Origin of the sequence: Stappia sp. 28M-7, assembly GCF_014252955.1 — a bacterium.
Classification (GTDB): domain Bacteria; phylum Pseudomonadota; class Alphaproteobacteria; order Rhizobiales; family Stappiaceae; genus Stappia.
This window is the reverse complement of the sequence record NZ_JACMIA010000001.1, coordinates 144884-158935: the sequence shown is the minus strand read 5'-3', so window position 1 is coordinate 158935 and position 14052 is coordinate 144884. Positions and strand designations below refer to the sequence as shown.

The following is a 14052-nucleotide window of genomic DNA, read 5'->3' as shown; positions in this document are numbered from 1 at the left end:
GCCGTGACCCAAGAGGAGGAACGCCACATGAAGCTGACGCAGGAACAACAGGACGAATTCAACCGCCACGGCTATCTTTTCCTGCCCGAGGCGTTCTCGCCGGAAGAGGTCGAGGTGCTGCGGGAGGCGGCGTCCGGCATCTTCGACGAGGACCGCAAGGAGATCTGGCGCGAGAAGGACGGCACGCCGCGTACGGCCTTTGCCTGCCATACCTACAACGAGGCGTTCCGTCTGCTCGGGCGTCATCCCCGCCTCATCGAGCCGGTGCGCCAGATCTTCGGCGAAGAACTGTACATGCACCAGTTCAAGGTGAACGCGAAGGCCGCCTTCACCGGCGACGTCTGGCAGTGGCACCAGGACTTCCCCACCTGGCACAAGGATGACGGCATGCCCGAGCCGCGGGCGATGAACATCTCGGTGTTCCTCGACGACGTGCTGCCGATCAACGGTCCGCTCATGCTGATCGGCGGTTCGCACACCCACGGCCAGCTCAAGTCGGAATACGACACCACAACCACCAGCTACGGCCTGTGGACGCTCGACAACGACACCGTGACCGAGCTCGCCGCCAAGGGCGGCATCGTCGCTCCGACCGGCAAGGCGGGCGGGTTGCTGATCCATCACGGCAACCTGGTGCACGGCTCGTCGGGCAACATCACGCCCTACCCGCGCAAGATCGTCTATCTGACGCTCTCCACCGTCTCCAACGCGATCCGCAAGCCGACCCGGCCGGAATATATCGCCCATCGCGATTTCACGCCGATCGAGCCGGTCGAGGACGACGCGCTGCAGCGCTACGCGATGTCCATGCGCGAAGCGGCCGAGTAACCGCCGAACGTGGCAGGCCGGAGCGGACGCGATCCGCTCCGGCCTTTCCTTTGCGATCCGGGACGGGCCGAGCCCGCCCCGGTCTTTTCGTGTCAGGGCATCAGAACGGACGGTTTCCACATGACAGACAGTTCGGCTGGCCGATTGGCCGGCAAGGTCGCCCTCGTCGTCGGCGCCGGCTCCTCGGGAGAGGGCTGGGGCAACGGCAAGGCGGCGGCGGTTCTCTTTGCGCGGAACGGCGCGCGCATCCTCGCCGTCGACCGCGACGAGCGCGCGGCGGGCGAAACGCGCGACATCATCCGCTCCGAGGGCGGCACCTGCGAGACGGCGCGGGCGGACGTTTCGAACTCCGCCGATGTCGCGGCGATGGTCGAGGCCTGCCTTGCGCAGTTCGGCCGCATCGACATCCTGCACAACAATGTCGGCATCTCGGAAACCGGCGGCCCGGTGGAAGCCTCCGAGGAGAGCTGGAACCGGGTGATCGCCATCAACCAGACCAGCGTCTTCCTCACCTGCAAGCATGTGCTGCCGGTGATGGAGCGCCAGCGCAGCGGCGCCATCGTCAACGTCGCCTCGATCGCCGCCTCGCGCTATATCGGCTTTCCCTATGCCGCCTATTCGGCCTCCAAGGCCGCGATCGTCGGGCTCACCCGCAACATCGCCCTGCAATACGCGCCGCTCGGCATCCGCGCGAACTGCGTGTCGCCAGGCCTGATGAACACGCCGATGATCCGCAAGCCGCTCGCCGCCTCCTATGGCGGGGAGGAGGAGATGATCGCCCGGCGCGACGCGCAGTGCCCGATGGGGCACATGGGCGATGCCTGGGATACGGCCAACGCGGCGCTGTTCCTCGCCTCGGACGAGGCCCGCTACATCACCGCGCAGGAGCTGGTGGTGGATGGCGGCCTGACCGCGACCTGCGTCTCGCCGTAAGGGGGCAGCCGCTCCGGCGGACCGCCCGGCCGCGACAAATGCCGGGGCAATGCCTGCAGCCGCAGGTTTTACCGACTTGCCCGACTTCGCCGCCGCCCTCTACGATGGCGGCGGCCGCTTTTCTTGCAGGCGGCCGTCTGTTTTTGCGATGTGGCACGCCAAGAGGTCCCCCCGATGTCCAGCATGCCGTTTTCCGCCCGAGCCCGTGGCCTGGGCGCGCGCGTGGCGCTCGCCGCGCTGCTTGCAACCGGGGGCGCGGCCCTTGCCGAGGCCTGCACCCGCCTCGTCTATCACGGCGCCGGCGACACGGTGATCACCGCCCGTTCGATGGACTGGAAGAGCGAGATCGCCACCAATCTCTGGGTGATGCCGCGCGGCATGGAGCGCAGCGGCGAAGCCGGGCCGAACTCCCTGAAATGGACCTCGAAATACGGCAGCGTCATCGCCTCGGGCTACGACGTGTCGACCACGGACGGGGTCAACGAGGAGGGCCTTGCGGTCAACCTGCTGTGGCTGGCCGAGTCCGAATATCCAGAGATGACCGGCGACCGTCCGGGCCTGACCATCGCCGCCTGGGGCCAGTATGTGCTCGACAATTTCGCCAGCGTGGCGGAGGCCGTCGCGGCGCTGGAGGCCGAGCCCTTCACCATCGTCACCGACAGCGTGCCCGGCGAGGACCGGCTGACGACGCTGCACCTGTCCATGTCCGATGCCAGCGGCGACAGCGCCATCGTCGAGTATATCGGCGGGCGGCAGGTCATCCATCACAACCGCCGCTACACGGTCATGACCAACTCGCCGACCTTCGAAGAGCAGCTGGCGCTGGCCGAATACTGGCGCGGCATCGGCGGCACCGTGTTCCTGCCCGGCACCAACCGCGCTGCCGACCGCTTCGCGCGGGCGAGCTTCTATGTCGCGGCGATCCCGCGCCCGGAGGATCCCAACCGGGCCATCGCCAGCGTCTTCAGCGTCATCCGCAACGTGTCCGTGCCCTTCGGCATCACCACGCCGGACCAGCCCAACATTTCCTCCACCCGCTGGCGCACGGTCGTCGACCACCAGCGGCTGCTCTACTTCTTCGAATCGGCCCTCACCCCGAACACGTTCTGGGTGGACCTGAAGCAGCTGGACTTCTCGCAAGGCGCGCCAGTGCGCAAGCTCGACCTCGGGCCCGACCAGCAGCACATCTATTCCGGCGATGCGACAGCATCCTTCGTCGAGGCCGAGCCCTTCCGCTTCCTCGGCCTGCCCGAATAGGCAGGGCTGCCGGGCGCGTCAGTACCAGGTGCCGAAGCGGGTCAGCCGGCGGCGCGGAGCGCCCGTATCTGGCACGGGCGAGCGCCCCGCCACATGCGGCATCGCGGCCGTGTCCAGCCAGTGCTCAGGCGATGCCCGCAATTCGCGCAGCCGCCGCACGCGCTCGTCCGTCTGCGGGTGGCTGCGCAGCACCGACGGCTCGGGGATGCGCGCGCCTTGCGGCAGCGCCGCCTCCCACATGCGCCCCTGGATGCGCTCCAGCTTCATGAGCGCGCTGGCAAGGCCCTCCGGGTCGCCGGTCAGCGAGGCCGCGCCCAGATCCGCCTCGAACTCGCGGGTGCGCGACAGGGCCAGCTGCACGGCCGTTCCAATCGTCGGCGCCACGACCAGCAGCAGCACCGCGCCCCAGGGCACCGGCGCACCGCCGGCCAGCGCCTGCGGCAGGCTGATCACCATCAGCACCAGGCCGAACACCGACATGATGCCGGTCATGCGCGCCACCACGTCGGCCATCGCCATGACGTGGATGTCGCCATGCGCCACATGGGCCAGCTCGTGCGCCATCACGCCGACGAACTCGCGCGGGGTCAGGCGGGCGAGCAGCCCTTCCGTGATGCAGATGGCGCTGTCCTCGCGCGTGCCGGTGGAAAAGGCGTTCACCATCCGGCTTTGCACCAGATAGAGCCTTGGCATGCGCGGCAGGCCCGCCCGCTCGGCCAGCAGCCGAACGATCGTATGCGCTTCGGGAAAGGCGGCGGGCGTCACCTCGCGCGCGCCGTAGAGCTGCAGGACCATGGAGGAGGAAAAGCGCGCCGCCAGCATCACCGACAGCGAGCCGCCGATTGCCGCCCACAGGACGCCCTGCGGCCCGGCCAGCGTCCACGCGGTCAGCGACAGCAGCAGCACCGCCCCGGCGCCGAGCACGAGCGTGTGCAGGCGGTTGCGCCGGCGGTGCCTTGCCCGCACGGCCGGGTCGATGGTGATGGCAGGTCTGATGTCGTCAGGGCTCATCCGCCGAATATGGGCTGTGGCCGGGCTGCTTGCAAAGCGGCAAGACGGCGCGCGGGCCTGCGGCATTCTCGCCCGCCCGCGGATACGAAAAGGCGCGCGGAACCGCCGTCCCGCGCGCCTCTTTCAGTCATGACTTCGCGTGCGCTTACACGGCAAGGCCGGCGGGGCAGGCAACGCCTGTGCCGCCGAGGCCGCAATAGCCGCCGGGGTTCTTGTCGAGATACTGCTGGTGATAGTCCTCGGCGAAGTAGAACGCGCCCATCGGCTTCGTCTCGGTGGTGATGGTGCGCGAGTGGCCGGCCGCCTTCAGCGCCGCCGCATAGGTCGCGCGCGAGGCCGCCACCGCCGCCGCCATCTCGCCGCCTTCGGCGAAATAGATCGCCGAGCGGTACTGGGTGCCGGTGTCGTTGCCCTGGCGCATCCCTTGCGTCGGGTCGTGGCCTTCCCAGAACGCCTTGAGCAGCTCCTCGCGCGGCAGGCGCGCGGTGTCGAAAACGACGCGCACCACCTCGGTATGGCCGGTGCGGCCCGTGCAGACCTCGTGATAGGTCGGGTTCGGCGTGTAGCCGCCGGCATAGCCGACTGCGGTGACGAGAACGCCCGGCATGGTCCAGAACAGGCGCTCGGCGCCCCAGAAACAGCCGAGGCCGAACAGCACCTCTTCCTCGCCCGCACCCGGGGCAAGATCGAGCGGGCGGCCGAGCACGGTGTGGATGCCCGGGGTCATGATCGGCTCGCCGCGACCGGGCAGCGCCATGGCCGGGTCGACCAGCGAGAATTTGTTGCTGAGCATTGTCATGAACGACATGGATGCCTCCAAAGGGATGCGCGCCGGGGGAGGCCGGCGGGCAAGGGATTCAGACGGTTTCGGCGAGCCTGCGGCGACGACGGCCGCGGCCGAGATCTCCGATCCACAGGAGCAGGAAGCCGAGCGGTCCGACGATCAGCCAGGCCGGCTGCACCAGGAGCTTGAGGGCAACCGGATCCCACAGGACCGGATTGACCTCGCCCTGGACGAAGGCCTGGGCGGCGGCGAGACTTTCGGGCGCGAAGTCGAACCAGTACTGGCCGAAGGAGGTCGACGACCAGCTTCCGGCGGCGATCGTCGACGTGGCGTCGATCACCAGCGCCACCAGCGCCAGCGCCACGAACCACAGACCGAGAAGCCGCAGGAGAAGTCTGAACATCGTTCCGTCCCGGATCCACCCAATACCAAAGCCTGAAGGCATCGGGCCTGCCCGCGCCAGACTGCAAACATCGACTGCAGACATCTGTTGCAAAGGTCCGCAACTGCCAGAACTCCGCTCGGCGGAATTCGTTCACTCGAAATTTGCATACGCGGGCGGCCGCGGGCCGGACCATAGCCCGCCTCGACCTTCCGGGCGACAGCAAAACGCGAGAAAACGGCGACAATGGGCACGGCGCGCCATCGCCTTGCCTCTCCCGCCGGGCGCATCAGATAGGCTTGCTTTCGCAAAAGCGCAAGATGGACGAAAGGCGCTTCCGCAAGGCGTGAGAGCGCGGGAGCGATCCGTGAACCCGCGGGAGCAATCCGCGACCCCGCGCGGGGCGGCCGCCGCCCGCCGATCCGCCCGCACGCGGCCCCTCCCGGCTGCGTGCGCCAGGCGCCCGCGCAAGCGTCCGGTCTCTGGCCTCACCGGGCAGAACCTAATGTTTCCGCCGGCTTTCTCATCCGTCGCCGGCTGCGTTTGCCCGCCCGTGTTGAAAAGCGCAGCAGGGCATGGATGAGTGCTTGAACTTGGCCGCATCGTCAGTATATTGCGCGACTTGCGGGCCGGGTCGGCCCGGCTTCGCGCCGCCCTGGTGCGAGCGCCGGACCCATCGCCTTCCCGCACGAGGACCGACGAAAGGCCTGCCCCGCAGGCCCACCGGACGGGCCGGCTGCGGAGAGGTGGCCGAGTGGTTTAAGGCGCACGCCTGGAACGCGTGTATACGGGAAACCGTATCGAGGGTTCGAATCCCTCTCTCTCCGCCATTTTCCCCTGATCAGCCAGTTATCGAGCGATAGTGCCGACGGGCGGCGCGCGTCGTTTGGCGCTCAAAATCGCAGCTTTACGCTACAGCCCGACGATATTGCGAGGCCGCAACAGCAGCTTCCGACGCTGAGGTGGGCCGCCAATTCCCTGATCTATTAAGCACGATGTGCCAGCCTCAATGGCGGGTTACGCGCAGCATTAAACGCCGGATCTCAAATGCGGCCAGTACGGCGTCGTCCTTACCGATCGGGCGCGAATGCATCGCCGTGTTCCGGGGCGCCACAAGACGCATCAAGGACTCCCGGGCAGATTCAAGCGACACGAAGTATGTGGCGAACACCGTCCCGAACAGGTCCCTCTTGCAGATGATACGCTCAAAATCCATGAAGTCAGCATAGTCGATAGGTTCAAGCTGGTCTCCGCGCGGATCACGCCGTTGTTTCTCAATCCACTGATCATAGAGGCTGTTTGGCAGGCGCTTAACCCACTGCGGTCCGAACTCTGCTGACAAAACCGCAACGATGAAGCTCCGCAGCTCGGCCTCAAGCTTCTGCACGGCGGCTTGCAACTGCCGAGCCCGGGCAAGGCCTAGATCATCGTGCCGGCCTTCGACCTCATTGTCTTCCGGCGCGAAAGCGATACCCGCGAGGATCAGGGTTTCACCGAACGCTTCATCCGGCCTGTCGATAACGCGCGTATCGAAGCCGAGGTCGACGTAGAATTCGGAGCGCGCAACCTGCTCCTCAAGGTCATCCGGGATCGCCGTGACGTCCCGCCAGTCGCCAAGTGTTTCGCGCAGCAACGCGCTGTAATCGGGATTGAACGCCGTCTGATGCCCAAGTTGCAGCCCGAGGCTTTGCACCCTCACCAATGCTTCGGCCGAGCCGAGTACATTAGCAGTATCAAGCCAAGGGCTATGCAAGCCGACGAACGTTTCCTGGATGATTGATGCCGGAGTATCGAATGACGGCCTGATCAAGGCCTCGACGCTCCGTGACAGCGCACCAATGGCGCTCATGTCCGGTATCTCAAAGCGGTGCAGGTCGGCGGCGGAAACGGAAACGCCAGTAGTGATACGCGCCATTTCCCCGGTCCGGGAGAGGTCTGCGTAAGTGCCGCCCAAAGTAAGGTTTTCGGTTAGCGTGCTCAGACTTGAGGACGGTAAGCCCATCGCAATACGGGCAAGGCTTTCGGGGAAGCCGCTGGTGAGCTGGCGCTGCTGGCGCTCGATGTCCTCAAAGATACGGGAAGTCGAAGGATATGTGCTTAGCCCGGCGCTGTTGCTCATCAGAGACGGGAGTGTCAGGCTGGCGGTCGTCTGCTCAATGATGAGGGCCGCACGCTCCGATTGCGCGGCGAGGCTTTCGACACCGCCATGCGGGCAAAGCACCTCCTGTGCTGTCGATATCCGCTCACTGATAGCCAGCAATCTACCGGCCGCTTCGGCCGCACCTTGCCCGGCGTCCATCGTCTTAGAAAACGCGTCGAGATCAATCACCGCCGGCGTCTTAGCTGGCGGCGCATCCCCATTGCTGTAATCGCCGTCATCCATTGTGCTCTCACGTCGCGAGTCGTGTCCAGCATCTTACAGCACAAAGACGTGCCCTTTAAGCGCTGAGAAGCATCCCCGTAGTTGATCGAGCACAACTGTGTTGGCCATGACCCATCCGCCGGCCCGCATAGCCCTTTTCGCTTTCGTCTCTCAGGACGATCAAAATCGACAGAAGGACACGGCCACTGACAACCTCAACGACCAGCTTAGTGCACGTTGCCACCAAAAGCCGCCATTCTGCTGCCCACCCGAGATGCTAGTCTGTCCTCGCCCCCAAAGCTAAATGTATTGCCAAGACGGCCTGTAACCTGCCGTTCGCTCTCCGTCTTGCGCACTGGTTCAATTTTGTCGCCGAAGATCCGATCCTGATACTGGCACATATATACACTTCATCTCGACCGCTCGGGGCGCGAGAACCTTCCGCCCCCTTCGGATTACGCAATGCGGGAACGATCCGGTTCCGCGCCCGTTCTCCTTGCACTCGTACCGGAGAAGGAAAACGGATCGTTCCAATCGCCTACGACTGCAGTCTGCATCGCATGGAAGCGAGCTGCGGCTGATGCGTATCCGGCGGGATTTTCCGGACCACACGACCTGAGAGGATCGAAATCATGACCGTCGTGCTTGCCACCGTTTGCCAGGATGGAGTCGTGCTCGGCTCCGACTCGCAGATCACGGACAAGGGGAGAGGCATGACATATCCGGCCCAGAAGCTGCACCCTTTGGGCGAGCTGGCGGCATGGGGCGGCAGCGGTGCGCGATCGGTGCTGGTCGAGGTTGAGAGTTGTTTCAACGAAAACAGTGCGGCCATTCTGGAGGCCCCGGATATCGGCCGCGCGATGCAGGAACAGGTCCTCCCGATCCTGCGCCATCACTACGACACGTTCATCCCGGACGTGCCGGGCGAAGAAGATGGCGGCTCGCCGTCGGCCTACGTGATGGCGGCCGGATGGCGCAAGGGAGAGCCGTGGATCGTCGAGATAACGCCCTCCGGCATGATCGGGCACTACGGCGATATCGGCTTCCACGCGATCGGCAGCGGTGCGGCCATGGCACAGCAAGCCGGCTCGCTTCTGTCCCACTTCCACTTGACCGAGCGGTCGCTGCGCTTCGGTTGCGCGGCCGTCCTGCGTGTCCTGGAAGCGCTCGACCTTACCTCCCCCAGCGTCGGCAAGCCATTCAGTCTGTGTCGTATCGACGAGGACGGTGCGCACCACCTCAGCGACGCAGAGATCGAGAAGGTGACCAAGGACGTGCGTCGATGGGAGGAGGCCGAACAAGCCGCAATCGCCAAGATATTCGAGTGACGAGCCTCGATGCGAGGCTGAACGACAAAGAGGAGGGCGCTCGATATCCGCTTGCATCCCCGACCTGTCGACGGGCCGCAGCAGCACGCCCAAAACAAAACCAGCGCACATGGTCCCATGCGCGCTGGTCGGTGTCGGGGGCAGTCGCTTCGCCGGTGCGCGGGACCCGCGCGGGTGTTCCTCAGAAGAACGTGTTCGGCAGCAGCATGCTGAAGAACGGCACGTAGGTCAGGATCACCAGCGCCACCAGCATCAGCGCGATCGTCGGCAGGGCGGCGCGGAAGATCTCTCCCAGCTTCATGTTGGCGACGCCCATGGCCACGAACAGGTTGAGCCCGACAGGCGGGGTCAGCATGCCGACCGACAGGTTGACCAGCATGATGATGCCGAAATGGATCGGGTCGACGCCGACCTGCGCCGCGATGGGCATCATCAGCGGGCCGAGGATGATGATCGCCGAGGCGCTGTCGAGGAAGCAGCCGGCCACCAGCAGGATCAGGTTGAACAGCAGCATCACCACGATGGAATTGCTGGTGTCGCTGAGGATGAAGCTCGCCAGCTGGGCCGGGGTGCCGGAGCTCGCCAGCAGCCAGGAGAAGGCCGAGGCGCCGGCGGTGATCAGCAGCAAGGGGCCGGAGATCAGGCCGGTGTTGCGCAGCACCACCAGCGTGTCCTTGAGCGAGATGGTCCGGTAGACCACCGCGCCGACCAGCCAGCCGTAGAGACAGGCGGCGGCCGCCGCCTCGGTCGGGGTGAAGACGCCCGAATAGATGCCGCCGAGCAGGATGAACGGCAGGCCGAGGCCCCAGGCCGCCTGCTTCAAGGCCGCCCAGATGCTGGCGATGGTCGGCATCGCGTCGCGCGGGTATCCCTTGCGCGCCGAATACCAGCTGGCATAGGCGATCAGGATGCCGCCGATCAGCAGCGCCGGCAGCAGGCCGGCGGCGAACAGCTTGCCGACCGAGGTGCCGGTGACCGAGCCGTAGATGATCAGCGCGATGGACGGCGGCACGATGGGGCCGAGCGTGCCGGCGGTGGTGATCAGGCCGATGGAGAAGTACTTGTCGTAGCCCGCCTTGACCATCGCCGGATAGAGGATCGAGCCGATGGCGATCACCGTCGCCGGGCTGGAGCCGGAGATCGATCCGAACATCAGGCAGGCGACGACGGCGGCGGCGGCAAGGCCGCCCGGCAGCCAGCCGACGATGGCGCGCGCCAGGTTGATCAGCCGTTCCGACAGGCCGCCGATGCGCATCAGCTCGGCCGCCAGGATGAAGAACGGGATCGACATCAGCGAGAAGTTGTTCATGCCCGAGAACATGCGCATCGGCACGAGCACGGGATCGAGGCCGCCCCAGAAATAGAGGGCGGCCGCCACCGACAGCGCCAGGGCGGCAAAGATGGGCAGGCCGAAGACGAGCAGGCCGAAGAAGACGGGGACGAGTGCACCGACCATGGATGGGGTCCTCAGCTCGTTTTGATGTCGACGGAAGGCGGCGTGTAGGCGCGCCCGAACACGAGCTCCTGCAGGACCAGGAGATAGCGGGTGATCATCAGTCCCGCCGAAAACGGGATGACCATGTAGATGTAGCCGACGGGAATGCGCAGGGCCGGCGAGAGCTGGCCCATGCGCGAGGTGTTGATCACCAGCTTGCTGCCGTACCACAGCACGACACCGGCGAAGATCAGGCCGAGGCAGGCCGCGCCGATCTGCAGCGGCCGCACCATCTTTTCCGGCACGAAGGCGTAGATCGCCTCGACGCTGATGTGGGAGGCGTAGCGCACGCCCATTCCCATCGTCAGGAAGCTCATGGTGATGAAGGCGTAGAGAACCACCTCCTCCGACCAGTAGAGCGAATTGTTGAAGACGTAGCGCGCGATAACCTGCGCGATGGCGACGAGGGTCGCGACCAGTATCAACCCGCTGACCAGCGTGTTCTCGATGACGTCAACCAGCTTGTTCAACCAGGTGATCATGCCGCGACCCTCTTTCTTCGTGGTTTACTCGCCCTTGGCCAGCGCGATCGCCTTGTCCATCAGGGCCGGCGTCACCTTGTCGCGGAACTCGTCGTAGATCGGCTTGGAGGCCTCGATGAACGCCTTGCGGCCTTCCTCGGACAGCTCCTGGATCTCGATCTGGTCCTTGATCGCGTCGAGGATCTTGGCCTCGTCCTCGTTGGTGAACTGGCGGGCAGCGTCACGGCCGACGATCATCGCTTCCGCGATCACGGTCTGCAGGTCTTCCGGCAGGCTTTCCCAGGCCTGCTTGTTCATCACGGCCGCATAGGTGTGGTAGGCGTGGCCGGTCAGGGTCATGTACTTCTGCACCTCGTAGAACTTCATCGAGGCGATGTTGGCGAGCGGGTTCTCCTGGCCCTCGATGACGCCCTGCTGCAGGCCGTTATAGACCTCCACATAGGCCATCGCGGTCGGGTTCGCGCCATAGGCACGGTAGGTCGACAGGATGGTCGGCGCCTGCAGGGTCCGCATCTTGATGCCGGCGAGATCGGCCGGACCGTTGATCGGGCGGATGTTGTTGGTCATGTGGCGGAAGCCGGCACCCCACATGGCGATGCCGTGCAGGTTGTTGGCGTCGAGCGTGCCCAGCAGCTCGGTGCCGACCTCGCCGTCGAGCACCCGCATCATCGCGGCGTTGTCGTTCAGCAGGAACGGCAGGTCGAACAGGTACATCTGCTCGTTGAAGTTGGCGAGGTTGCCGGTCGGCGGGATCGCGATGTGGACGAGGCCCATCTGCGTCTGCTCGATGATCTCGACGTCGCCGCCGAGCTGCGCGGCCGGGCGGATGTTGATCTCGATGCGGCCGTTCGAGTTCTTCTCGACCTCTTCCTTGAACACCACGGCGGCGCGGGCGTTCGGCGTGTCTTCGGTCAGGACATGCGCGAAGGTGAAGGTGAAGTCGGCGGCATGGGCTGCGCCGCCGAACGTGGCGCCAATGGCCAGGATGATCGCTCTGCTCAGGTTTTTCATGGTCTCTCCTCCAAGGGGGGTCGTAAACAGTGATCAGGCCAGCGGTGCCTTGCCGAGCATTTCGGGCCCGGAGCCGATGGCAGTCTCGATGGCCAGGGCCGCCGCCAGCAGGCGGCGTTCCGCCATCGGCGGCGCCATGATCTGCAGGCCGGAGGGAATGCCGTTGGCATCCAGCCCGGTCGGCAGGGTCGCCGCACACCAACCAAACAGGTTGGCGAGCGCGGTGTTGCGGAGGGCCAGCATGTTGGCCTTCCGATAGGTGTCGGGATCGGCGACCTCGGCGATGGTCGGCGCGGTGACCGGAATGGTCGGCGAGACCAGCACGTCGAACGTGTCGAAGGCCTGCGCCGCGGTCCGGCCGTACTGCGCAAGGTTCGCCGCCCGCTGCAGGTAGTCGGAGGCGGTCAGGTCGTTGACCGCTTCGACGCGCGCCATCACCGCCGGGTCGAGCTGGGCGATCCGCTCCGGGAAATTGCGGTCGAGGAACGCGCGCAGCTCCGCTGCCGCCAGGCCGCCGGCCCGGAAGATGGCGAGCGCCTCCTCGGTGCAGGCCAGCGTCACGTCGCCGATATGCGCGCCGGCATTTTCCAGGACCCGCAGGGCCTGGCTGGTGTTCTCGGCGATCGACGGCTCGATATCGTCCCAGACCGTGTTGCGGACGACGCCGATGCGCAGGCCCGAAAGATCCGCGGCCGCAACCGGCTCTGACGCCTGCGGGTCCAGCGCGGCAAAGGCATAGGCAAGGTCCGCAACCGTGCGGGCCAGCAGGCCGGGCGTGTCGAGCGAGGGCGACAGCGGGACGATGCCCTCCAGCGACCAGCGGCCATGGGTGATCTTCAGCGCCGTCTGTCCGGTGAAGGAGGCGGGAATGCGGACCGAACCGGCCGTGTCGGTGCCCAGCGCCAGCAGCGCCGAGCCTTGCGCCAGCGACACGCCGGCGCCCGAGCTCGAGCCGCCGGGGACGCGAGGGGTCTCGCGCGACGACCACGGATTGATCGGCGTGCCGGCATGCGGGTTGGTGCCGAGGCCGCCGAACGCGAACTCCACCGTATGGGTCTTGCCGGTCACCACGCCCATCTGCGCCAGCAGGGCCTTCACCACCGGTCCGGCGGCCTGCCACTCTTTCGGGAAGGCGGCATTGGTGCCCGCATGGGTCGACAGGCCGGGAACGCCGAACAGGTCCTTGACCGAAACGGGAATGCCCATCAGCGGGCCGAGATCGATGCCCGAGGAGATCAGCGTGTCGAGGGCGGCCGCCTGGGCCTTGGCGCGCTCGCCCGCCCATGTGCGGTAGGCGTTCAGCACCGGCTCGCTCGCCGCATGGCGCTGCGCGGCCGCGCTCACGAGATCGGAGGACCGCACCTTTCCGGCGCGGAGATCCGCCGCGATCATTGCCAGAGATTGTGACTGCACCTGTTGGCCCCTGCTCGTGAAACTCAAGCCGGACATTACGAGAAAACCGGGGCGCGACCACTCGCCTCTTCGCTGCGGCGCAGCACCGCCGTGCAGGGTCGCGGCGGCTCACATTCGACTAAATATATGTATTATAATATTAATTCAGCCCCAAACCGAACCTTACCCTAGGTCATGAGTTGCCGATATGGCAACACTGCGTTGCCGCCAACGCACACTCAGCCGCATCGGTTTTGCCTAGTTTGCCATCCGTCAATGCCTAATCCTGGAGCACGTTCATGCCGCATGAGACCGAAGCCCGTCTGAAGGAAATGGGAATCGTCCTGCCCCGCAGGCCCAAGCCCGTCGGCAATTATCTGCCCGGCGTCGTCGTCGGAAACATTCTCTACACCTCCGGCACGCTGGGCACCCAGCCCGACGAGAACGACAACGACGTCCTGCCCTATGTCGGCAAGGTGGGATCGGACCTCACCATCGAGGAAGGCTATGCCTCGGCCCGCCTGATGGCGATCAATCACCTGGCCATGATGAAGGCGGTCCTCGGCGATCTCGACCGCGTCAAGCGGATCGTCAAGATGATCGGCTACGTCACCTGCGCGCCGGGCTTCACCGAGCCGCACCTGGTGCTGAACGGCGCCTCGGATCTCTTCGTCGAGCTGTGGGGCAAGGAGAACGGGATGCACGCGCGTGCCGCGCTCACCCAGCACGAACTGGGCCTCAACGCGCCCATCGAAGCCGACCTCACGGTCGAGCTTCACGCCTGAAC

Annotated in this window: 13 protein-coding genes and 1 tRNA gene; 6 read left to right on the top strand and 8 right to left on the bottom strand. The window is 65.8% G+C overall.

What is annotated here, in order from left to right; genetic code table 11:
• Nucleotides 1–27 precede the first annotated feature (27 nt).
• The 3 genes from H7H34_RS00740 (at nucleotide 28) to H7H34_RS00730 (ending at nucleotide 3018) form a co-directional block, all read left to right on the top strand.
• The gene (locus H7H34_RS00740; RefSeq protein ID WP_185923946.1) at nucleotides 28–828 is read left to right on the top strand and encodes a phytanoyl-CoA dioxygenase family protein; all 801 of its coding nucleotides are present in this window, start codon (nucleotides 28–30) and stop codon (nucleotides 826–828) included.
• Between the two features lie 120 nt (nucleotides 829–948).
• Nucleotides 949–1761: an SDR family NAD(P)-dependent oxidoreductase gene (locus H7H34_RS00735; protein ID WP_185923945.1), complete on the top strand. Its 813-nt coding sequence runs from the start codon at nucleotides 949–951 to the stop codon at nucleotides 1759–1761.
• Between the two features lie 183 nt (nucleotides 1762–1944).
• On the top strand, nucleotides 1945–3018 hold the full coding sequence (locus tag H7H34_RS00730) for a linear amide C-N hydrolase (protein WP_185926381.1): 1074 nt from the start codon (nucleotides 1945–1947) through the stop codon (nucleotides 3016–3018).
• Between the two features lie 18 nt (nucleotides 3019–3036).
• On the opposite strand, the gene H7H34_RS00725 is transcribed toward H7H34_RS00730, so the two are convergent.
• The 3 genes from H7H34_RS00725 to H7H34_RS00715 all read right to left on the bottom strand — a co-directional run bounded on the left by H7H34_RS00725 (nucleotide 3037) and on the right by H7H34_RS00715 (nucleotide 5216).
• The gene (locus tag H7H34_RS00725; RefSeq protein WP_185923944.1) at nucleotides 3037–4029 is read right to left on the bottom strand and encodes a zinc metalloprotease HtpX; all 993 of its coding nucleotides are present in this window, start codon (nucleotides 4027–4029) and stop codon (nucleotides 3037–3039) included.
• A 145-nt stretch (nucleotides 4030–4174) separates the two neighbouring features.
• A complete protein-coding gene (gene msrA / locus H7H34_RS00720; protein WP_185923943.1) occupies nucleotides 4175–4837 on the bottom strand; it encodes a peptide-methionine (S)-S-oxide reductase MsrA in 663 nt (220 codons plus the stop codon).
• A gap of 49 nt (nucleotides 4838–4886) precedes the next feature.
• Nucleotides 4887–5216, bottom strand: a complete 330-nt coding sequence (locus H7H34_RS00715) for a hypothetical protein (protein WP_209006124.1) — start codon at nucleotides 5214–5216, stop codon at nucleotides 4887–4889.
• Nucleotides 5217–5935: 719 nt separating this feature from the next.
• Here H7H34_RS00715 and H7H34_RS00710 point away from each other — a divergent pair.
• Nucleotides 5936–6025, top strand: a tRNA-Ser gene (locus tag H7H34_RS00710).
• A gap of 176 nt (nucleotides 6026–6201) precedes the next feature.
• Here the strand turns inward: H7H34_RS00710 and H7H34_RS00705 are convergent.
• Entirely contained in the window at nucleotides 6202–7578 is a 1377-nt protein-coding gene (locus tag H7H34_RS00705) for a Swt1 family HEPN domain-containing protein (protein ID WP_185923942.1), read from the bottom strand.
• A gap of 611 nt (nucleotides 7579–8189) precedes the next feature.
• Between H7H34_RS00705 and H7H34_RS00700 the strand changes: the two genes are divergently transcribed.
• Entirely contained in the window at nucleotides 8190–8885 is a 696-nt protein-coding gene (locus H7H34_RS00700) for an Ntn hydrolase family protein (protein WP_185923941.1), read from the top strand.
• Nucleotides 8886–9066: 181 nt separating this feature from the next.
• Here the strand turns inward: H7H34_RS00700 and H7H34_RS00695 are convergent, their stop codons facing one another.
• The 4 genes from H7H34_RS00695 to H7H34_RS00680 are packed head-to-tail and all read right to left on the bottom strand — an operon-like array spanning nucleotide 9067 to nucleotide 13286.
• Nucleotides 9067–10341, bottom strand: a complete 1275-nt coding sequence (locus H7H34_RS00695; RefSeq protein WP_185923940.1) for a TRAP transporter large permease — start codon at nucleotides 10339–10341, stop codon at nucleotides 9067–9069.
• Between the two features lie 11 nt (nucleotides 10342–10352).
• Nucleotides 10353–10862 carry a TRAP transporter small permease gene (locus H7H34_RS00690; protein ID WP_120270600.1) on the bottom strand — a complete coding sequence of 170 codons (510 nt, stop codon included), beginning with the start codon at nucleotides 10860–10862 and terminating at the stop codon, nucleotides 10353–10355.
• Between the two features lie 24 nt (nucleotides 10863–10886).
• Nucleotides 10887–11873, bottom strand: coding sequence for a TRAP transporter substrate-binding protein (locus tag H7H34_RS00685; protein WP_185923939.1), 987 nt, complete (start codon nucleotides 11871–11873; stop codon nucleotides 10887–10889).
• A gap of 33 nt (nucleotides 11874–11906) precedes the next feature.
• Entirely contained in the window at nucleotides 11907–13286 is a 1380-nt protein-coding gene (locus H7H34_RS00680; protein ID WP_209006123.1) for an amidase, read from the bottom strand.
• A gap of 278 nt (nucleotides 13287–13564) precedes the next feature.
• On the opposite strand from H7H34_RS00680, the gene H7H34_RS00675 reads away from it, so the two are divergent.
• Nucleotides 13565–14050 (top strand): RidA family protein, encoded by a 486-nt coding sequence (locus tag H7H34_RS00675; protein WP_120270603.1) that lies wholly within the window; start codon nucleotides 13565–13567, stop codon nucleotides 14048–14050.
• Nucleotides 14051–14052 lie beyond the last annotated feature (2 nt).

What these genes read in the sequence shown, in the direction of transcription:
- H7H34_RS00740 (WP_185923946.1), top strand. Translation starts at nt 28, where the DNA reads ATGAAGCTGACGCAGGAACAACAGGACGAATTCAACCGCCACGGCTAT.
- H7H34_RS00735 (WP_185923945.1), top strand. Translation starts at nt 949, where the DNA reads ATGACAGACAGTTCGGCTGGCCGATTGGCCGGCAAGGTCGCCCTCGTC.
- H7H34_RS00730 (WP_185926381.1), top strand. Translation starts at nt 1,945, where the DNA reads ATGCCGTTTTCCGCCCGAGCCCGTGGCCTGGGCGCGCGCGTGGCGCTC.
- H7H34_RS00725 (WP_185923944.1), bottom strand. Translation starts at nt 4,029, where the DNA reads ATGAGCCCTGACGACATCAGACCTGCCATCACCATCGACCCGGCCGTG.
- msrA (WP_185923943.1), bottom strand. Translation starts at nt 4,837, where the DNA reads ATGTCGTTCATGACAATGCTCAGCAACAAATTCTCGCTGGTCGACCCG.
- H7H34_RS00715 (WP_209006124.1), bottom strand. Translation starts at nt 5,216, where the DNA reads ATGTTCAGACTTCTCCTGCGGCTTCTCGGTCTGTGGTTCGTGGCGCTG.
- H7H34_RS00705 (WP_185923942.1), bottom strand. Translation starts at nt 7,578, where the DNA reads ATGGATGACGGCGATTACAGCAATGGGGATGCGCCGCCAGCTAAGACG.
- H7H34_RS00700 (WP_185923941.1), top strand. Translation starts at nt 8,190, where the DNA reads ATGACCGTCGTGCTTGCCACCGTTTGCCAGGATGGAGTCGTGCTCGGC.
- H7H34_RS00695 (WP_185923940.1), bottom strand. Translation starts at nt 10,341, where the DNA reads ATGGTCGGTGCACTCGTCCCCGTCTTCTTCGGCCTGCTCGTCTTCGGC.
- H7H34_RS00690 (WP_120270600.1), bottom strand. Translation starts at nt 10,862, where the DNA reads ATGATCACCTGGTTGAACAAGCTGGTTGACGTCATCGAGAACACGCTG.
- H7H34_RS00685 (WP_185923939.1), bottom strand. Translation starts at nt 11,873, where the DNA reads ATGAAAAACCTGAGCAGAGCGATCATCCTGGCCATTGGCGCCACGTTC.
- H7H34_RS00675 (WP_120270603.1), top strand. Translation starts at nt 13,565, where the DNA reads ATGCCGCATGAGACCGAAGCCCGTCTGAAGGAAATGGGAATCGTCCTG.